The following is a 15,270-nucleotide window of genomic DNA, read 5'->3' as shown; positions in this document are numbered from 1 at the left end:
GCCCGTCCCACGCGCCATCCGGAGCGCAGAATGTCGAAGACCATCCATATCCTCAACGGCCCGAACCTGAACCTTCTGGGCAAGCGCCAGCCCGAGATTTACGGCTCGGACACGCTCGAGGACGTGGAGCGGATCTGCCGCGAGGAGGCGCAGTCCAGGGGCTTCGAGGTCGAGCTGTTCCAGTCGAATTTCGAAGGCGAAATCGTCGAGCAGATCCACCGTGCGCGCGACGCGGCCTGCGCGATCGTGATCAACGCCGGCGCCTATACCCACACCTCCGTCGCGATCCTCGATGCGCTCAACACGTTCGAGGGGCCGGTCTTCGAAGTGCATATTTCGAATGTTCACAAACGCGAAAGCTTCCGCCATCATTCCTTCATCTCGCAGCGGGCGGAGGGGGTTCTGGCGGGCTTCGGGATCGAGGGTTACGCCCTCGCCACCCGCCGCGCCTGTTCGGTTCTGAGTTAAGAGGGGGCTTTAAGATCGGTCTGCAACTATTAGAGAAATCAATAAGTATTGCCCGCGGCGTCGCCCCCGGCGCGACCTGCCTTGCGCTTGCACTCAGCCTCGCGCTCCCCGCGCAGGCGCGCGACACCGCCGCCGATCGCAACATCGCCAATTCCGGCAAGATGAGCGATCGCGACTTCTACCGGGCGATGGCCTGCGCCGCGCGACCCGGGGGCGCCTGCACCTTGCCCTATCGCCGATGGGCCGCCAGCAAGTGCCGCGACCTGACGGTGGGCCTTGCATTCCGCTCAAAGCATTTCCCCGCGAAGCGCGCCCATGCCATCGAAGAGGCCGCCCGCGCGGCGATCGACCAGATCAACAAGACCGGCGCCGCGCTACATCTGAGCTACGCCGGGGCGCGTCCCGCGGATATCAATCTCTATCTGACCGACACGCCCGTGGGCGGCACCGTGCGGGGAACGCCGTCGATGCGTCTCAACGGCAGGCGGTTAGGACCGGGCACGGTCGCGAAGGTGACGTTCTATTGGCAGACGAATACGGGCCGGATCACCGATGCCGATATCGCCTTCAGTCGCGACATCCAGATGCGCGACATCCGCTCGGTCGTACTCGAGGAAATCGTGCAGTCGCTGGGCTTCTCGACCGATCTGGAAGACCCGTACTATACGCAAAGCTCGATCTTCTCGGAGAATGGGAATTCGGTCACGCGACTGATCGGGCAGGACGCGATGACGCTGCGCAGCCATTACCCGCCGCGCTGATCACATCACCTGCATCCCGCCGCGGATCAGCAGCAGAACCGACAGCAGCGCCAGCATGATCTGGATGACCCGCATGTAGAGCTGCTGCGACAGCCGCGCGGTCAGCCAACGCCCCGCGACGGTGCCCGCGATGCCCGCCACCGCAAGCCCCGCGACGAGCGACCAGTTCAGCCCGACGAGCTGGCCGATCACCCAATAGGCGGGCAGTTTCACGATATTGCCGATCGCGAAGGCGATGGCGATGGTGCCCGCGAATTCCAGCTTCGGCAGTTTCTGCGGCAGGAGGTAAGCCTGCACCGGCGGCGCGCCGGAATGGGTGATGAAGCTCGCGATGCCGGTCAGCGTGCCCCAGAACAGACCCGGGACGACTTTCGCCTCGGCTTGGCTGTCGTCATGGCGTTTCAGCCAGGCCCGCGCGACATGCCAGATCCCGATCAACCCGGTGAAGACCAGCAGCGCCCATTCGGGCGTGTAGGGCGTGATGAGGGTCGCGATGGCGACGCCCGCGAGGATCGCAGGCACGAGGATGAACAGGTTCCGCTTCGAGAAATGGTGGCGGTAGAGCCAGACGCCCACCCAATCGGTCACGATATAGACCGGCAGCAGCGTCGCCGCCGCTTTCACCGGGTTCATGAACAGCGCCAGCATCGGCACCGCGATGGCCGCAGCGGTCGAAAGCCCACCCTTCGACATCCCGACGATCAAGGCCGCCACGATCAGCAAAACGGTTTCATACATGTAAATGGGGTCCGGTCGGGAGGGGAGGATCGGGTGGCCCGGCGGGCCACCCGGGAGTTAGGAGATATTAAGCGCCCGCGTCGGTCAGGCGGCGCATTTCTTCGTCGGTCAGGTTCATCTCCACGGCCTTCGCGAAGCTCTCGACCTGCGACAGACTCGTGGCGCTCGCGATCGGGGCGCTGACGCCCTCGCGGTTGATCAACCATGCCGTCGCGACCTCGGCCGGTTTTGCACCTTTCTGGCTGGCGACGTCTTCGAGCACGTCGAGGATCGCCATGCCGCGATCGGTCAGGTATTTCTCGACCATCCCGCCACGCTTGCGGCCTTCCAGATCGGCTTTCGAGCGGTATTTGCCCGACAGGAACCCGGCGGCGAGCGAGAAATAGGTGACCACGCCGATATTCTCCCGCCGGCACAGATCGCGCAGCGGCCCGTCGAAGCCGTCACGGTCATAAAGGTTATATTCCGGCTGGATCACCTGATAGCGCGGCAGCCCCTCTTTATCCGCGGTCTCCAGCGCCGCCGTCAGCAGCTCGGCGTCGTAATTCGACGCGCCGATCGCGCGGACTTTGCCTGCCTTCAGCAGCGTGTCATAGGCGCCCAGCGTCTCCGCATGGCTGACGCTGTCATCGGGCCAATGCGAGAAATAGAGATCGACATGGTCGGTCTTGAGCCGCTTCAGCGAACGGTCGATGGCCTTGGAAATCCACTCCGCCCCCAGACCTTTCTCGCCCGGTCCGCCCATATCCGAGCCGACCTTGGTGAACAGCTTCACCTTGTCACGCATGCCCGGTCGCGCCTCGAACCAGCGGCCCAGAACCGTCTCGGATTCGCCGCCCGAATTGCCCTCGGCCCATTTCGAATAGACATCGGCGGTGTCGATCGCATCGAACCCGTGGTCGATGAAGGCGTCGAGGATGCGAAAGCTCTCGGTCTCGTCCAGCGTCCAGCCGAACACGTTGCCGCCAAAGACGATGGGGGCGATCTCGAAGCCTGTCGTGCCGAGGGGGGTGCGTTTCATGGGAGGTCCTTTCGCTTTCTCAGATCAGCAACCCGCCGCCTTCGACAAAGACGGTGGAGCCGGTCATGTAAGGGTTGTCCATCAGGGCGAGCGCCTGAATGGCGATATGTTCGGGCAGGCCGACCTGGCCCACGGGCAGACGCTCGGCCGCATTGTCGAACATCGCGCGGCGTCCATCGCCCTCGAGCGTGTCGTACATCTCGGTTTTCACCAGCCCGGGGGAGATGCAGTTAATCCGCACCGGCGCGAATTCCAGCGCGAGGCCACGGGTCAACCCCTCGAGGCCTGCATTGATCGCACCCTGGATCGCCGCGCCGGATTTGGGCCGTTGCGACAGAAAACCCGAGGTGAAGGTGAGCGAGCCGCCATCCGCGATCTTCGCCGCGCGGGCGAGGCGATAGGCACCCCAGAATTTCGAGTCGAAAGAGGCTTGCGCATCTTCCAGCGGCAACTCTTTCACGGCGGCGACCTTGGTGCTGGCCGCCGAGCAATAGACATGGTCCCACGGTTCGCGCTCCGCGAAGAAGGCCTCCAACGCGGGCGCATCGCCGGTGTCGAGCGTCACGCCCTCGACCGCGCCACCAAGCCACGCGCAGGCCTCGTCGACCTTCTGCGCCGCGCGTGAGGCGATAGTGACTTGCGCTCCGCGGTCCAACGCCGTCTGTGCCACGCCGAAGCCGATCCCGGACGAGCCGCCCACGACGAGAATGCGGTTGTCTTTCAAACTCATGGCGAAGGTCTCCTGCTTGGCCCGGCAGCGTTCGAACACGCCGCAGCCGCTCCAGATCGACATAGGGCCAGGGCTTCGGCGGTCCCGAATTTCTTTTCACTTTTTGCGGAGCGCGGCGCGGTTAGGCGGCGATTGCGTCGATGTCCCGTTGTTGAAGATCAATGCCGCGCCCTCGATGGCGCGGCACGCTGGCTTCCGACTGCACCCATGGGCAGGGGAGGCCCGCATGAGCGATCTCGAAGGCTATACCGACCGGGCCGAGGCGGGGATCGTCCTCGCGCGTCAGCTTGAGGCCTATCGCGGGCGCGACGCGGTGGTGCTTGCGCTGCCGCGTGGCGGAGTGCCGGTCGCGTGGGAGGTGGCCGAGCGCCTCGATCTGCCGCTGGATCTTGTCTTCGTGCGCAAGCTCGGCGCGCCCAGCAATCCCGAAGTGGCGCTTGCGGCGATCGCGGGGCTGCGTGGCGAGGTGCTGGTGCGCAACGCCGATGTGATCCGCGCCAGCGGCTGCGATGCGGCCACGCTGGAAAACCTTGCCGCCCGGGAGCGCGAGGTGATCGCGGACCGTATCAAGCGCTACGGCGCACCGGGGCTGCCGCTGGCCGGGCGGGTCGCGATCCTCGTGGATGACGGGGTGGCGACGGGGGCCACGATGCGCGCGGCATTGCGCGCGGTGCGGGCCGCCGGTCCCGAAGAGCTGGTCTGCGCGATCCCGGTCGCGTCAGAGGACGCTCTGGAGGCGATCCGCACCGAGGCCGACCGCGTGATCTGCCCGCTGGTGCCGTCGTTCTTCGGGGCGGTCGGGGCCTATTACACCTATTTCGGGCAAGTTCCCGATGCGGAGGTCGCGCAAATCCTCGCCACGGCGCAGGCGCGACCGCCGCGCAAGGATCAGGCCTAGCAGTCCCTCTCGGTCAAGCGAGCAGGCTGCGCAGCGAGTGGCGCATCGCTTGCGTCACCTGCCGATATTCCCCCTCGGAAATCCGTTCATGCAGCAGATCGAACACCGCCGCCACTTCCGCTTCGGGATCGTCGAGCGGGCGGTCGGCAAACGCCTCCGCCACCCGTCCGACAAAGGCGTCGCGATTGCGCGGATGGGCGGGCTGGCGCGAGGGCACGAAGCCGTCGTAGTAAATCCCGCGCAGCAGCACCGGAAGTTGCGCCCCGAGATCGGCAGCTTCCGCGGTGGTCAGGAAATCGCGGATCGCATGCAAGGTCGTGCGCAACAGCAGATAAGCGTGGCTGCGGTCCTTGTTGTCCAAGCGATATTCCAGATCGTTGAGCCATTCCGCCACGATCTGCGGGGCGTGGTCGATGGCACTCAGGCCGGTCACTTTCATCGGTCAAACCTCCCGGATGGATGGCTGAGGACGCTGCCTCAGCTTTGGATGCTTGCGAGATATTCCGCGATCAGCAGGATTTGCCCGCGCGTGTAGACCTCCGCGTTGAGCGCGCCGACCGTCCCTGCGGTATCCTCCATCATCGTCGGGCCGAAGCTGGGCATCGCGCCCCGGTGGAAGGGCATCTGCTGGCCGCCGTCGATAAGATGCACGACCCGCGCGAGCGGGAATTCCCCACCGTTCTTCGCCGAAAGCTGGGTCAGCGCCGGCACGTGCGTGGTGAAATATTCGCTGAGCGGCCCGTCGCCCGCAGCGCTCTTGCCGTGGCAGGTGGCGCAGTAATTCTGGTAAAGATCTGCCCCCATCTGCGCGGCGGTCATCGGGCTGCTGGAGGCCTCTTCCGCGCTGACGGGCAAGGCCCATGCGAGGGCTGCGAGGGTTGCAAATACGGGTCTGGTCATCGGACTGTCCTTCCGGTTCAGGGGGCGGCCCGTCGCGCTGACAGTTCAGGGCGCGAAGGGCCGCCCGGGTGATGCGCGCTCATCGCGCCTTGACGTCGATGCGGCGATCTTTCTCGCGCGCTTCGACGGTTTTCGGCAGGGCCACGGTCAGGACCCCGTCGCTCAGACATGCAGAAACTCCCGTGAGAAATGTCTCGGTGGAACGAGTTCAAGCCTCTCACGTCCGGCGCGGCACCCGCATTGACGGCGCGCATAGCGGCGGCGAGCGGCCCGAGGCGCATGAACCGCTTGGACGTTGCGCGTGATCAATGCTGCCGCGCGCGCAGCGGCGCAGTCTTGGCGCGATGCCACCCACTCAGGAGCCCCAAGATGATTCCGCGAACCCTCGCCGCAGCCTTTCTCGACACAGACGAAGCCCGCTGGCTCGCTCCGATGGCGGCCTCGCTGTGTCGCCGCTTCGAGGCGCATCTGATCGGGGCGCATGGCGTGGAGCCGCTGCCGCTGTTGGGCGGCGATCTTGCGAGCGATCCGATCGTCTATCCCGAATTCGTCGACTGGCAGCGCAAGGAGGCGGCCGCGATCCGCGAGACGTTTGAGCATGCGCTCAAGGCCGAGGATGTGCAGGGCGAATTTCGTAGCCCGCGCGGTGCGCGTGACGCGCTGATCGATTTTCTCGTCGATAGTTGTCGGGCCGCCGATCTCGTCCTGTCCGCGCAGGTGCCGGCCCATTCCGGGCGCGCGGGCGATGTGCGTATGCAAGAGCAACTGATCCGCCAGGCCGGGCGTCCGGTTCTGGTGGTGAGCGAGGCTGCGCAGCTCGATAAGCCCGCGCAACATATCCTCGTCGGGGTTTCGTGCAGCCGCGAGGCGATGCGGGCGGTGCATGACATGCTCTATCTTGCGGCGCACGGCGCGCGGATCGATCTGCTTTCCGTCTCTCCGTCGGAAGGCGAGCGGGAGGCCGTGGACGATCTGCGCGACGACCTCGCGGCGGCGCTGGACCGGCGCGGCTTCGACGTGACGCTTCTGGACCGGATGAAGACGACCTCGGAAGCGGGCGATGCGTTGCTCCATACCGCGCGCGAACGCGGGGCCGAGATGATCGCCGTCGGCGCTTACGGCCATTCGCGGCTCTATGACTTCGTGATCGGCGCGGTGACCACGCGCCTGTTGGAAAAATCCCACCTGCCGGTGCTGTTCTCAAAATAGGTGAGCCGATGCGACAGCCGAAGAAAACCGAATGGATTGTGGTGATGAACGCCGCCAGCGCGCATGTGCTGGCCGATGCCGAGGGAAGCAAGGCGGTCTTCGAGCTGAAAGCGCCGCATGAGAGCCCGCGCGATAAGGCGGGTCGCAGCTTCTCGAGCGGGTCGCCCGGGCGGCGGGCCACGATGGCGCCGCATGGCGATCCGGACCACGCGCCGGAGATCGCTTTCGCGCATCAGCTGTGTGAACGTCTCGAAGAGCGCCTCGGGCGAGAGCAATTCGACACGCTGGTCCTCGTCGCGCCGCCGCGGATGCTGGGCGCGATGCGGGATGCCATGTCCGCGGCTCTGGCCGCGCGGGTGAGCCGGGAGATCCACTCCAACCTCGCGAGCCTCTCGCCGCGCCATTTCCGCGAAAAGCTGCAAGAGGCACTCAAGGTCACGTGAGCCGCGCGTTTGCATTTTGCAGTGACGGCGATCAATGCGCGACGTGTTGCGGCTTTGCATCCTGCCAACCTGTCGCACGGTTCAAAATCGGATCAGAGGAGAAACGCCATGGCCAAGACATCCAGCGACGCAGCACACGAACGCGCCGATATCGAGGATCGCGAGCGCCACGCCGTCGAGGCGATACGCGCCGATCTCGAAGAGCTGCGCGACGATGTGACGGAGTTGGCGCAGGCGTTGCGACGTCATGGTCGGCTGCGGGCCAGCGATCTTGGCGCGGAGGCGACGCGGCGGGGTCACGATCTCGTGGAGGATACCCGCGACGCGGTTCTCGAAATGCGCCACTCGCTGGCAGAGGCGCAGCATGACTTGCGTCGAAGCGTGCGCAGCCATCCCGTGCCCTGGGCCGGAGTGCTTCTGGGCATGGTCGGAACCGGCCTGCTGGTCGCGCTGCTGATGGAGCGTCGCAATTGAGGGGAACTGGCATGTGTGTGGGGGCAGGACGCACGGGCGGTAGGGGTCGATAATGAGACACCGCTCGTAGTGTCCGTCAGGGGGGAGTGGCGCGCGTTTCCGTATCGGGAGCGCGCGCTGCGCATTTCGGGGGCGCGTCGCCGCGTGGTCCGTGTCGGTCTTCCCCAGTTCCCTCCGGCCCGAGTCGCGCGGCTCTCTCCTTAAGCACGGCCAAGACCCGCCGGTATCAACCGAACAGCTCCGAGATATTCGCAATTTCCGGCTTCGCGTCGATCTAGGCAGTGCGGTTTTTCGACCGTGTCTTGTCGCGCGTCAATGCGCTGATATGCGGGGGCAGCGTCGCCGCCGATCTGCCTCCGTTTGGCGGCCTGCGTCTCACCCAAATGGCATTTCGTCATTGCGCGGGCGCAAGCGAGACTACCATCGCCCGCACCCCATCCGCTGCAACGCTCCGCACGCCTGCGTCACGCGCTGGCCCGTTCGGGGCAGCTGCGCGGCCATATGCGCGCAGTGGGCAAGGATATCGCGTCTGGCGCACCACTTGCGCCGGTGGGTGAACTATCGCGGGCGGTCCGCGGTCGGGCGGTGCCGAAGGAGCAGCGTTCAGGCCAAAGCGCATGGCGATCGGGGCGTCCTCGATGATGTTTGCGTCCCCGATCCCGGCGCAGCTCCGGCGTAGCGTGGAGGAACGATCGGGACGCGGATCCGGATCGATCAACATTCTTTAGTCTGGAGACCATCACCATGAAACATCTGCTTCTCGCCACCGCTGTCGTTCTCTCCGGCGCCGGAGCCGCCCTCGCAGGCGGTAACGTGTCGCTCACCGACCAGATGGGTTGGTTCAACGGGTCGAGCACGACGCAGCTCGGTATGAACAACGCGGCCATCACCGTGCAGCGCGACTACGGCAACACCAGCACCACGGTGCAACGTGGGATCGCCAACTTCTCGGGCACCGGTCAGACCGGCGCGTTCAACAACTCGATCACCGATCAGCTGGGCCTCGGGAACTACTCGTCCACCATTCAGGGCAATGTCGGCAACTCGTCGGCCACGGTCCAGACCGGTGTCGGCAACGTGTCGAGCACCGTTCAGAACTGACGTCCCATGGTTGATCGGGCGGGCTGCGATCCGCCCGATCAACGTCTTGAAGGCGGCTGCTGTGCCGTCGCGACAGCAACAAGGAGAAAGGTTATGAGTTTCGCAACACAGATGAGAGCCCCCACGGCGCCCCCCGCGATCCTCGCGACCGGGCTTTTGGCCGCTCTGGCATTGGGCGTTTTCGCGAAGGAAGCTGCGGCGCAGAGCCGGCCTTTCTATGATCCGAGTAGCGCCCCCATCGCATCCATCGCCCCGCAACCTTCACGCGGCAATGTGGCCGTCACGCAGCAGCAGGGCAGCTTTAATGACGCCTCCACCACGCAGAGCGGCCACAACAATGTCGCGGGCACCGTCCAATCGGGCTCTGGTTTCGGCAGCTCGATCTCTCAGCTCGGCAACTACCAGACGGAGACCCATTTCCAGGGTGAGACCCGGCTGGGTGTGACCCGCAGCGGGACCAGCGTGGGCGGAAACGGCTCGATCGGCATTCAGTTCGAGCTGAAATGAAACCGATAGCCGTCCGTTTAGCCCCGCCCGTCGCAACGCGTGCGGGGCAGGGGGACGAGAAAGGAGGCACACCATGCCTCGGAACCTACAAATGCTCGACTACCTGCGTCGCGGAGGCCTGCTTGTCCTCATCGGAGGGATGCCATTCGGAATGGCGCTCGCGATGAGCGCGCAAACCTCACAAGGCGCAGCCCCTCTCAGCTGCGAGATCGCGGAGCGCCCCGCAGCTCCGCATCTCGAGCTGACCGCGCGGGTGCAATCGGCGCGCGCAATGCGCGGGCGCTACTCCTTCACCGTGATCTCGAGCGGTGCGGGCGGCACCTCCAGCACCACGCAGGGCGGCGCTTTCGCCACCCGCGCGGACGAGGCGCAGACGCTGTCCAAGGTCTATGTCTCCGCCGGTCCACATGCCGTCGTCTCGGCGCGACTGGACGTCGAAGGCGAGGGTGGCGTGACCTGCAGTGCAAAAAAGTGATCGTCGGGACCCGCTGATTCCGCCTCTGTCCGCGCCGCACATTGTCGGCGCGCATAGGCAGGCTTGATGACTGTCATTGTCGAAATTTCTCCGTGGCGGAGGATTTCCTTAATCAGAGGGTTAAGGGGATTTCGCCATGTCTTTGAGCATGCACGCTGAGAACGGCGCAGCGGTCGAGCAAATTTTCACATCTGCCATCGAAGGGGATCTATTTCGGTCCGTGCTCGCGGTCGTCGCGATGAATTTTCCCGAAGCGACGCCGATGATTGTCGGGCTGGAACGGATGCAGGGCGCAGGGAACTTCCTGCTTCTCGATACGCCGAACCCGGAACTGCGCCGGGCCTTTGCCGAGGAGATGCGCGCCCCCGACGGCTGGGTGCACAGTCTGCACGGGCAGGAGATCGGCCGGGTCTATGACGACGGCGATCTCGGTGCGGAGACGGTGAATGGCGGGCCGATGGGGCAGGTGCTGCGCCGGACGAGCCCGCCCAAGACCTGTCTCGCCGGGGTCCTGTTCGATCGTGGCGAGCGTCATCTTCTGGGGATCGAACTGCGCTATCCGCGCCATCTGGAGGCGGAGCTGCGGCGGCCTTTGAAGGACTTTCTGACCCGGCTCGCCCGGCAGCTCGATGTGGCGACGCGGATCATGGAGGTGCGCCAGCGGCTCGACGCGGCCGAGCGTCTGAGCGGTAATCTTCTGGAAATTCTGCCCTTCTCGGTGGTGCTGTGCAACGAGCGGCGCAACGTCTCGCGGATGAACGGGCGGGCGCGGGCAATCCTGCGCAATGGCCGCGCGCTGCAGGTCTCGCCAGATGGGACGCTGCGGCTGTCCGATCCCATCGTGGATGACGAATTCGCGACGCAGATCCAATCGCTGCAAGGCAGCCTCCGTCAGCGCGTCGCGATCATGTCCGTGCCGCGAAATCGCGGTGAGCCGCGCGAGATCCTGACAATCATCCGGCTGGCCGCGGGCGAGGCGGTTGGCCTGCCGGGCGCCGGGCCGAATTTCGCGGTGATCTACGAAGACCTCGATATGCCGCTCGAACTGGATCAGGATTTTCTCTGGCGGCTCTTCGGCATGAACGCGAAGGAGGCCGATCTCGCCTTGGCGCTGCTGGCGGGGGAGTCGATCGGCGAACTGGCTTTGCGCCGGCGGATGTCGAAGGAAACCTTGCGCAATCAGCTCGCGGCGGTGATGCGCAAGACCGAAACGTCGCGCCAACAGGAGCTGGTGGCCCTTCTGAGCCGCCTTGCTACGATCAATGCGACGGCGTGACGGCATAGTCCGCCCCATCGGCTGCGCCCTTGGCGGGCTGGTCGCGCTGGCCACGCTGACGCCCCCGGCGCTCGCGCAGCCGCCCTCGATGTGGCAAGGCTGGTCGCTCGCGCCGCCCCAACGCGGACCGTTCGTGCCGGGGCTGGGCTCTCAGATCACCGGAGAGGAGGGGCGCGGCGTGGAGTTCGGGCTGCAAGGCCCCGTGCGCCCTTTGCAAATCCTTCCGCAGGCGGGCTGGACCCCGGATTTCTCGACCCGGCCTCAGCTCGGTCTGAGCTTCGGGCGCGGCTCCGGTTTCGCGCAGGCGCAAGCTGTCTCGGGTCTGCCGAGTTCCGGCACGCTCCTTCTGACGGGGCCGCGCACGGGGCAGGGCAATATCGCGATCGATCTGAACCCGATGCTTGGCGCGGGGGGCACGCTGTCGGGGGCGAATGCGACAGCCTCGCTGTCCCTTCCCGACGGGCATGGCGGCACCGTTCATATCGAGCAACAATCCTTCTCGCCCGCAGTCACTGGCAATCGCATCGAGACCTACGCGTTTTCGCCCGGCGCAGGCGGGGGCGGCTTCGCGGCGCTCAGTCTCGATGGCGCTACCGGAGAGGCCACAGCTCTGGCGGCCGTGTTCGATCCGGGCGGGTTTTCCGTTATCGGTCTCGGGGCGCCGGACAGCGTGAAGGTCGCGCAACGGGTCAGCGCCCATAGCCGTGTGCGCGAGCTGGGCGGCGTGATCGCGAGCCCGCTGGGTCACAGCCGCGACTGGAGCTGGGGCCCGCGTCTCGGCTTCGGGGATCTGTCGCGCCACACGGGCGAGACCTACACGACGACGGCCTCTCTCACGGCGAGCCGGGCCATCCCGGCCATCGAGAGCGCGCGCCGCACGCGCCTGCACGAGCGCAGCCAGAGCCTCACCTTGGGGCTGGGCGGGCGGCGTCTCGTGACCAGCGACCTGTCCTTCGGCCTCTATCTCGATCTCGGCGCAAAGGCGGTGTCGGCAAGCGGGCGCAGCGAGGAAACCCTCTCGATCCCGGGGCTCGCCTCGGCCAGCAACGCGCCCGAGCGGTCCCGATATTCCCATGTGGAACCGGTCCTGCGGGCGGGCATGGTCTTCGAGCAGCAAATCGGCCGGAACAGCGCCTTCGCCGTCTCTCTGGGGGTGCAGGAGACGGGGCAGGCGTCGCTCATTTCGCGCTCTTCGGGGACGACGACGGTCGGCTCCGGTTCGGTCTCGGCGGCGGCGCTCTCGACCGCGGGCGAGACCATCCGGCATGACGAAATTCGGTGGCGGCACGGGTTTGAGGGAACGATAACGTTTAATTTCCTCTACCGTTTCTGACCCTTGATCACCATCAAAGACAGGGCGGACAGGGGGCGCCGATCATGACATAATTCGGGAAAGGGTTTTGCGGCGCCATCAAAAGCGCGGCGGCGCTCCCGATAGGTGCGGAGGGGATAGGAGGTCGCGCCTGTGGAACAGCAGACAATTCTCGTCGTCGAAGATGATCCTTGCGTACGCGGCGCGCTACGGGACTGCCTTGAGGCGGAAGGCTGGGCGGTGCGCGAGGCATCGGACGCCACTGGTATGATGCAGGAGATCGAAGCGGGCGACGTCGATCTCGTGACGCTCGATCTGGGGTTGGGCGCGGATGACGGGCTCGCACTCGCGCGTGTCCTGCGCGGGCGCAGCAATATTCCCGTCATCTTCATCACCGGGCAAGGGCAACCGCTCGACCGGGTGCGCGGTCTGGAAGCGGGGGCGGATGACTACATCGTCAAACCCTTCGCCGCGCGCGAGGTCGCGATCCGCATCCGCAGGGTGCTCGATGGCTATCGGACCCGCAACGTGCCGCGCGAGCGGCTGCGCATCGATCACAGCAGTATCGACCTGCGTCACGGCGTGATCGAGCATAATGACGGTCGCCGTGAGGATCTGACCGGAACGGAGGCGAAACTGCTTGAGTTGTTCCTCAGCCGTCCGGAGCAGGTGCTCTCGCGCGACGACATCAACCGGGTGCTCCACGGGCGCGACTGGTCGCCCTATGACCGGACTATCGACACCCATATCGCCCGGCTTCGGCGCAAGATCGAACCGGCGGATGATGCCAATCGGATGATCCGATCCGTGCGCGGCGTGGGCTATGTCTTCACCGGCCAGATCACGGGGGAGGTCCCTCCGGCTTGAGCGCACGCGCGACCGCCGCACTCAATGTCGAGAGGGAATAGGGCTTCGTGAGCAATTCCACCTCGCGTTCGGCTTCGGGGCGCCCGGAGAAGTGCTCTGACGTATGGCCAGAAGTCAGAAGCACGGGCAATGCGGGATCGCGGGCGCGGGCTCGATCGATGAGGTCGAAGCCCGAAAAGGTGCCGGGCAATACGACGTCGGAAAACAGCAGCTCGACCGGCTCGCCCGCCTCGATCTGCTCCAGCGCCTCGGATGCGTTCGCGGCCTCGATCACCGCGTAGCCCAGAGCCTCCAGCCGGTCGAGAACCGCCTCGCGTACGAGCGGATCGTCCTCGACCACCAGCACCAGCTGACCATCGCCCATTCGCAGCGTGTCGTGATGGTCGGCAGGCGCGGGCGTGGGCTCCCCCTCGGTCTCGGGCAGATAGAGCGTGATCGTGGTGCCTTTGTCGGGTGCCGTGTCGATATGCAGGAATCCGCCCGCCCGCGCGACCGAACTCGCCACGCTGGTCAGACCGAGCCCGTTCCCGACCTGCGCATCCTTGGTGGTGAAAAACGGATCGAGAGCCTGCCTGCGCACGTCCGGGGTCATGCCTTGCCCGGTATCGGTCACGCTCACCGTGAGGAAGCAGCCCGGCCGCGCGCCGTCGATCTCGGCGGCCTGATGCGCGTCAAACCGCGCGCAGCCGGTCTGAATGGTGATCGTACCGGTGGCCGTCATCGCGTCGCGCGCATTGATGACGAGATTGAGCAGCGCGCCGTCCAACTCTCCGCGATCCATGTAGATCTGGCCATGATCGGCGCCGGGCAAGAGACGCAGATGCACCTGTTCGCCCAGCACACGCTCCAGCAGCGTCCATGTCTCGGCGAGCTGCGCATCGAGGTCGAAGCACACCGGTTTCGGCGTCCGCGCTCCGGCAAGCGCCAGAAGCCGCTGATTGAACCCAGCGCCGATCTGCGTCGCGTCGATCGCGCGTTCCAGATGGTCACGCGCGATCTCGGCCATCTCGGCGCACGATGCGAGCTCCAGATTGGAAAGGATGACGGTCAGCAAGTTGTTGAAATCATGTGCAATCAGGCCCTCCATTCGGCCCACGGTTTCCAGCCGCTGCGCCTGTACCAACGCCTCCGATATCCGCGCGCGTTCCGTGCGATCGAGGATCGCGCCGACGACGCCCAGCGGACGGGGCGGATCGCAGGTCTCATCAAACCGGATATTGCCGCGCAACTCGATCACTTTGGGCTCGCGGCTCTCGGCAAGTTTGAACTCGATCGAGAATTTCCGACTGCCGGTGGGGTCCAGCGCCGCGCGATAGAGCGCGTCGAACTGCGCACGATCCTCCGGCGCGGCGAGGGCGAGCCATTTGTCGTAGCTGTCGGGCACCTCCTGCGTCTCCAGAAGCTGCCGGGCGGATCCGGTCGCGAGGAATGCATCACGGTCGAAATCCACCTCGAACAGGGCGATCCCGGCGGCATCCATCGCCTCGGCGATCCGTTCCGCGCGCAGGGCGGTCGGCGGCTGCGAGCCCTTCCCGGCGCTGATATCCTCGATGATGAGGATAATCCCCGCGACGCCGCCGTCGCGGTGGATCGGTGCGGTAATCCAGCGGTTCCGGATCACACGCCCATCGGGGAGCGTCGTCCGGGTCTCGTCGCATTGCACAACCTCTCCGGCGAGCGCCTTATCGCGCGCGGCGGGGTAGCCCTCTGGCAGCCAGGGCAGCAGGTCGCCGTCACCCGGTTCGCTCGCGCCGGAGAGATCGACGCCGTAGGTCTCCTGAAACGCCGCCGAGGTCGCAACCAGACGCATCGCGGTGTCGAACACCGCGACCGGGATCGGCATCAGAGAGATCATGTCTCCCACACCATCGGCAAGCGCCGCGCGCGAGGCACGCGTCTTCGGCCCGGTGTCTTCGCGTTTGGAATTTACCACTGGCGCCACCTCATTTCGCGCTTGGCACCACGCCCTGATCACTCATGAAATCATACTCGGTTTCGTGTCCCGCCGTGGAGGAAAGACGAAAAAACGCACAAAACTATACCTGCCGGGCCCGCCGCTGAGAGGCAGATCCGGCCTTCCAATTGCGGTC

The 15,270-nt window shown here is 65.7% G+C and carries 18 protein-coding genes and 1 pseudogene; 12 read left to right on the top strand and 7 right to left on the bottom strand.

All coding sequences use genetic code 11. The features are described from left to right. Window positions 1–30 precede the first annotated feature (30 nt). Together aroQ and ACZ7GB_RS18525 are read left to right on the top strand one after the other, a co-directional pair. On the top strand, window positions 31–468 hold the full coding sequence (gene aroQ, locus ACZ7GB_RS18530; protein WP_472159913.1) for a type II 3-dehydroquinate dehydratase: 438 nt from the start codon (window positions 31–33) through the stop codon (window positions 466–468). Window positions 469–629: 161 nt separating this feature from the next. Continuing rightward, a complete protein-coding gene (locus ACZ7GB_RS18525; RefSeq protein ID WP_083077871.1) occupies window positions 630–1,229 on the top strand; it encodes a DUF2927 domain-containing protein in 600 nt (199 codons plus the stop codon). On the opposite strand, the gene ACZ7GB_RS18520 is transcribed toward ACZ7GB_RS18525, so the two are convergent. The 3 genes from ACZ7GB_RS18520 to ACZ7GB_RS18510 all read right to left on the bottom strand — a co-directional run bounded on the left by ACZ7GB_RS18520 (window position 1,230) and on the right by ACZ7GB_RS18510 (window position 3,718). Further along, window positions 1,230–1,967, bottom strand: coding sequence for a sulfite exporter TauE/SafE family protein (locus ACZ7GB_RS18520; protein WP_472159911.1), 738 nt, complete (start codon window positions 1,965–1,967; stop codon window positions 1,230–1,232). It lies immediately after the preceding gene. 67 nt (window positions 1,968–2,034) lie between these two features. Further along, entirely contained in the window at window positions 2,035–2,988 is a 954-nt protein-coding gene (locus ACZ7GB_RS18515) for an aldo/keto reductase (RefSeq protein ID WP_472159909.1), read from the bottom strand. A 19-nt stretch (window positions 2,989–3,007) separates the two neighbouring features. Beyond that, the gene (locus tag ACZ7GB_RS18510) at window positions 3,008–3,718 is read right to left on the bottom strand and encodes an SDR family oxidoreductase (RefSeq protein WP_472159908.1); all 711 of its coding nucleotides are present in this window, start codon (window positions 3,716–3,718) and stop codon (window positions 3,008–3,010) included. Window positions 3,719–3,944: 226 nt separating this feature from the next. Between ACZ7GB_RS18510 and ACZ7GB_RS18505 the strand changes: the two genes are divergently transcribed. Next, window positions 3,945–4,616, top strand: coding sequence for a phosphoribosyltransferase (locus ACZ7GB_RS18505; protein ID WP_472159907.1), 672 nt, complete (start codon window positions 3,945–3,947; stop codon window positions 4,614–4,616). 13 nt (window positions 4,617–4,629) lie between these two features. Here the strand turns inward: ACZ7GB_RS18505 and ACZ7GB_RS18500 are convergent, their stop codons facing one another. From ACZ7GB_RS18500 to ACZ7GB_RS18490, 3 genes and pseudogenes are all read right to left on the bottom strand, one after another. Further along, window positions 4,630–5,055, bottom strand: a complete 426-nt coding sequence (locus ACZ7GB_RS18500) for a DUF2267 domain-containing protein (RefSeq protein ID WP_078523151.1) — start codon at window positions 5,053–5,055, stop codon at window positions 4,630–4,632. A gap of 38 nt (window positions 5,056–5,093) precedes the next feature. Next, window positions 5,094–5,516 (bottom strand): c-type cytochrome, encoded by a 423-nt coding sequence (locus ACZ7GB_RS18495; protein ID WP_472159905.1) that lies wholly within the window; start codon window positions 5,514–5,516, stop codon window positions 5,094–5,096. A gap of 79 nt (window positions 5,517–5,595) precedes the next feature. Continuing rightward, window positions 5,596–5,685: pseudogene (locus tag ACZ7GB_RS18490) on the bottom strand (hypothetical protein); the annotation flags it as partial. Window positions 5,686–5,885: 200 nt separating this feature from the next. Here ACZ7GB_RS18490 and ACZ7GB_RS18485 point away from each other — a divergent pair. The 9 genes from ACZ7GB_RS18485 (at window position 5,886) to ACZ7GB_RS18445 (ending at window position 13,180) form a co-directional block, all read left to right on the top strand. Further along, complete coding sequence (locus ACZ7GB_RS18485; RefSeq protein ID WP_472159904.1) at window positions 5,886–6,725, top strand: universal stress protein; 840 nt, start codon at window positions 5,886–5,888, stop codon at window positions 6,723–6,725. 8 nt (window positions 6,726–6,733) lie between these two features. Next, on the top strand, window positions 6,734–7,168 hold the full coding sequence (locus ACZ7GB_RS18480) for a host attachment protein (protein WP_078605148.1): 435 nt from the start codon (window positions 6,734–6,736) through the stop codon (window positions 7,166–7,168). A gap of 108 nt (window positions 7,169–7,276) precedes the next feature. Next, window positions 7,277–7,642, top strand: coding sequence for a hypothetical protein (locus ACZ7GB_RS18475; RefSeq protein WP_078601534.1), 366 nt, complete (start codon window positions 7,277–7,279; stop codon window positions 7,640–7,642). A gap of 744 nt (window positions 7,643–8,386) precedes the next feature. After that, a complete protein-coding gene (locus ACZ7GB_RS18470) occupies window positions 8,387–8,743 on the top strand; it encodes a hypothetical protein (protein ID WP_078550614.1) in 357 nt (118 codons plus the stop codon). A gap of 93 nt (window positions 8,744–8,836) precedes the next feature. After that, entirely contained in the window at window positions 8,837–9,250 is a 414-nt protein-coding gene (locus ACZ7GB_RS18465; protein ID WP_472159901.1) for a hypothetical protein, read from the top strand. A 73-nt stretch (window positions 9,251–9,323) separates the two neighbouring features. Further along, window positions 9,324–9,725 (top strand): curli-like amyloid fiber formation chaperone CsgH, encoded by a 402-nt coding sequence (gene csgH / locus ACZ7GB_RS18460; RefSeq protein WP_143593938.1) that lies wholly within the window; start codon window positions 9,324–9,326, stop codon window positions 9,723–9,725. A 238-nt stretch (window positions 9,726–9,963) separates the two neighbouring features. Continuing rightward, complete coding sequence (locus ACZ7GB_RS18455) at window positions 9,964–11,001, top strand: helix-turn-helix transcriptional regulator (protein ID WP_472159900.1); 1,038 nt, start codon at window positions 9,964–9,966, stop codon at window positions 10,999–11,001. After that, window positions 10,988–12,334 (top strand): hypothetical protein, encoded by a 1,347-nt coding sequence (locus tag ACZ7GB_RS18450; protein ID WP_472159898.1) that lies wholly within the window; start codon window positions 10,988–10,990, stop codon window positions 12,332–12,334. Before ACZ7GB_RS18455 ends, ACZ7GB_RS18450 begins: the two co-directional genes overlap by 14 nt. Before the next feature lie 132 nt (window positions 12,335–12,466). After that, window positions 12,467–13,180: a response regulator transcription factor gene (locus tag ACZ7GB_RS18445; protein WP_078541291.1), complete on the top strand. Its 714-nt coding sequence runs from the start codon at window positions 12,467–12,469 to the stop codon at window positions 13,178–13,180. Here ACZ7GB_RS18445 and ACZ7GB_RS18440 read toward each other — a convergent pair. Beyond that, a complete protein-coding gene (locus ACZ7GB_RS18440; protein ID WP_472159897.1) occupies window positions 13,155–15,113 on the bottom strand; it encodes a hybrid sensor histidine kinase/response regulator in 1,959 nt (652 codons plus the stop codon). The two genes, ACZ7GB_RS18445 and ACZ7GB_RS18440, sit on opposite strands and share 26 nt — an antisense overlap. Window positions 15,114–15,270 lie beyond the last annotated feature (157 nt).

The sequence above is a fragment of the Thioclava sp. PTB-PU3-1 genome (genome assembly GCF_055666785.1).
This window is presented reverse-complemented; position numbering and strand designations above follow the sequence as displayed.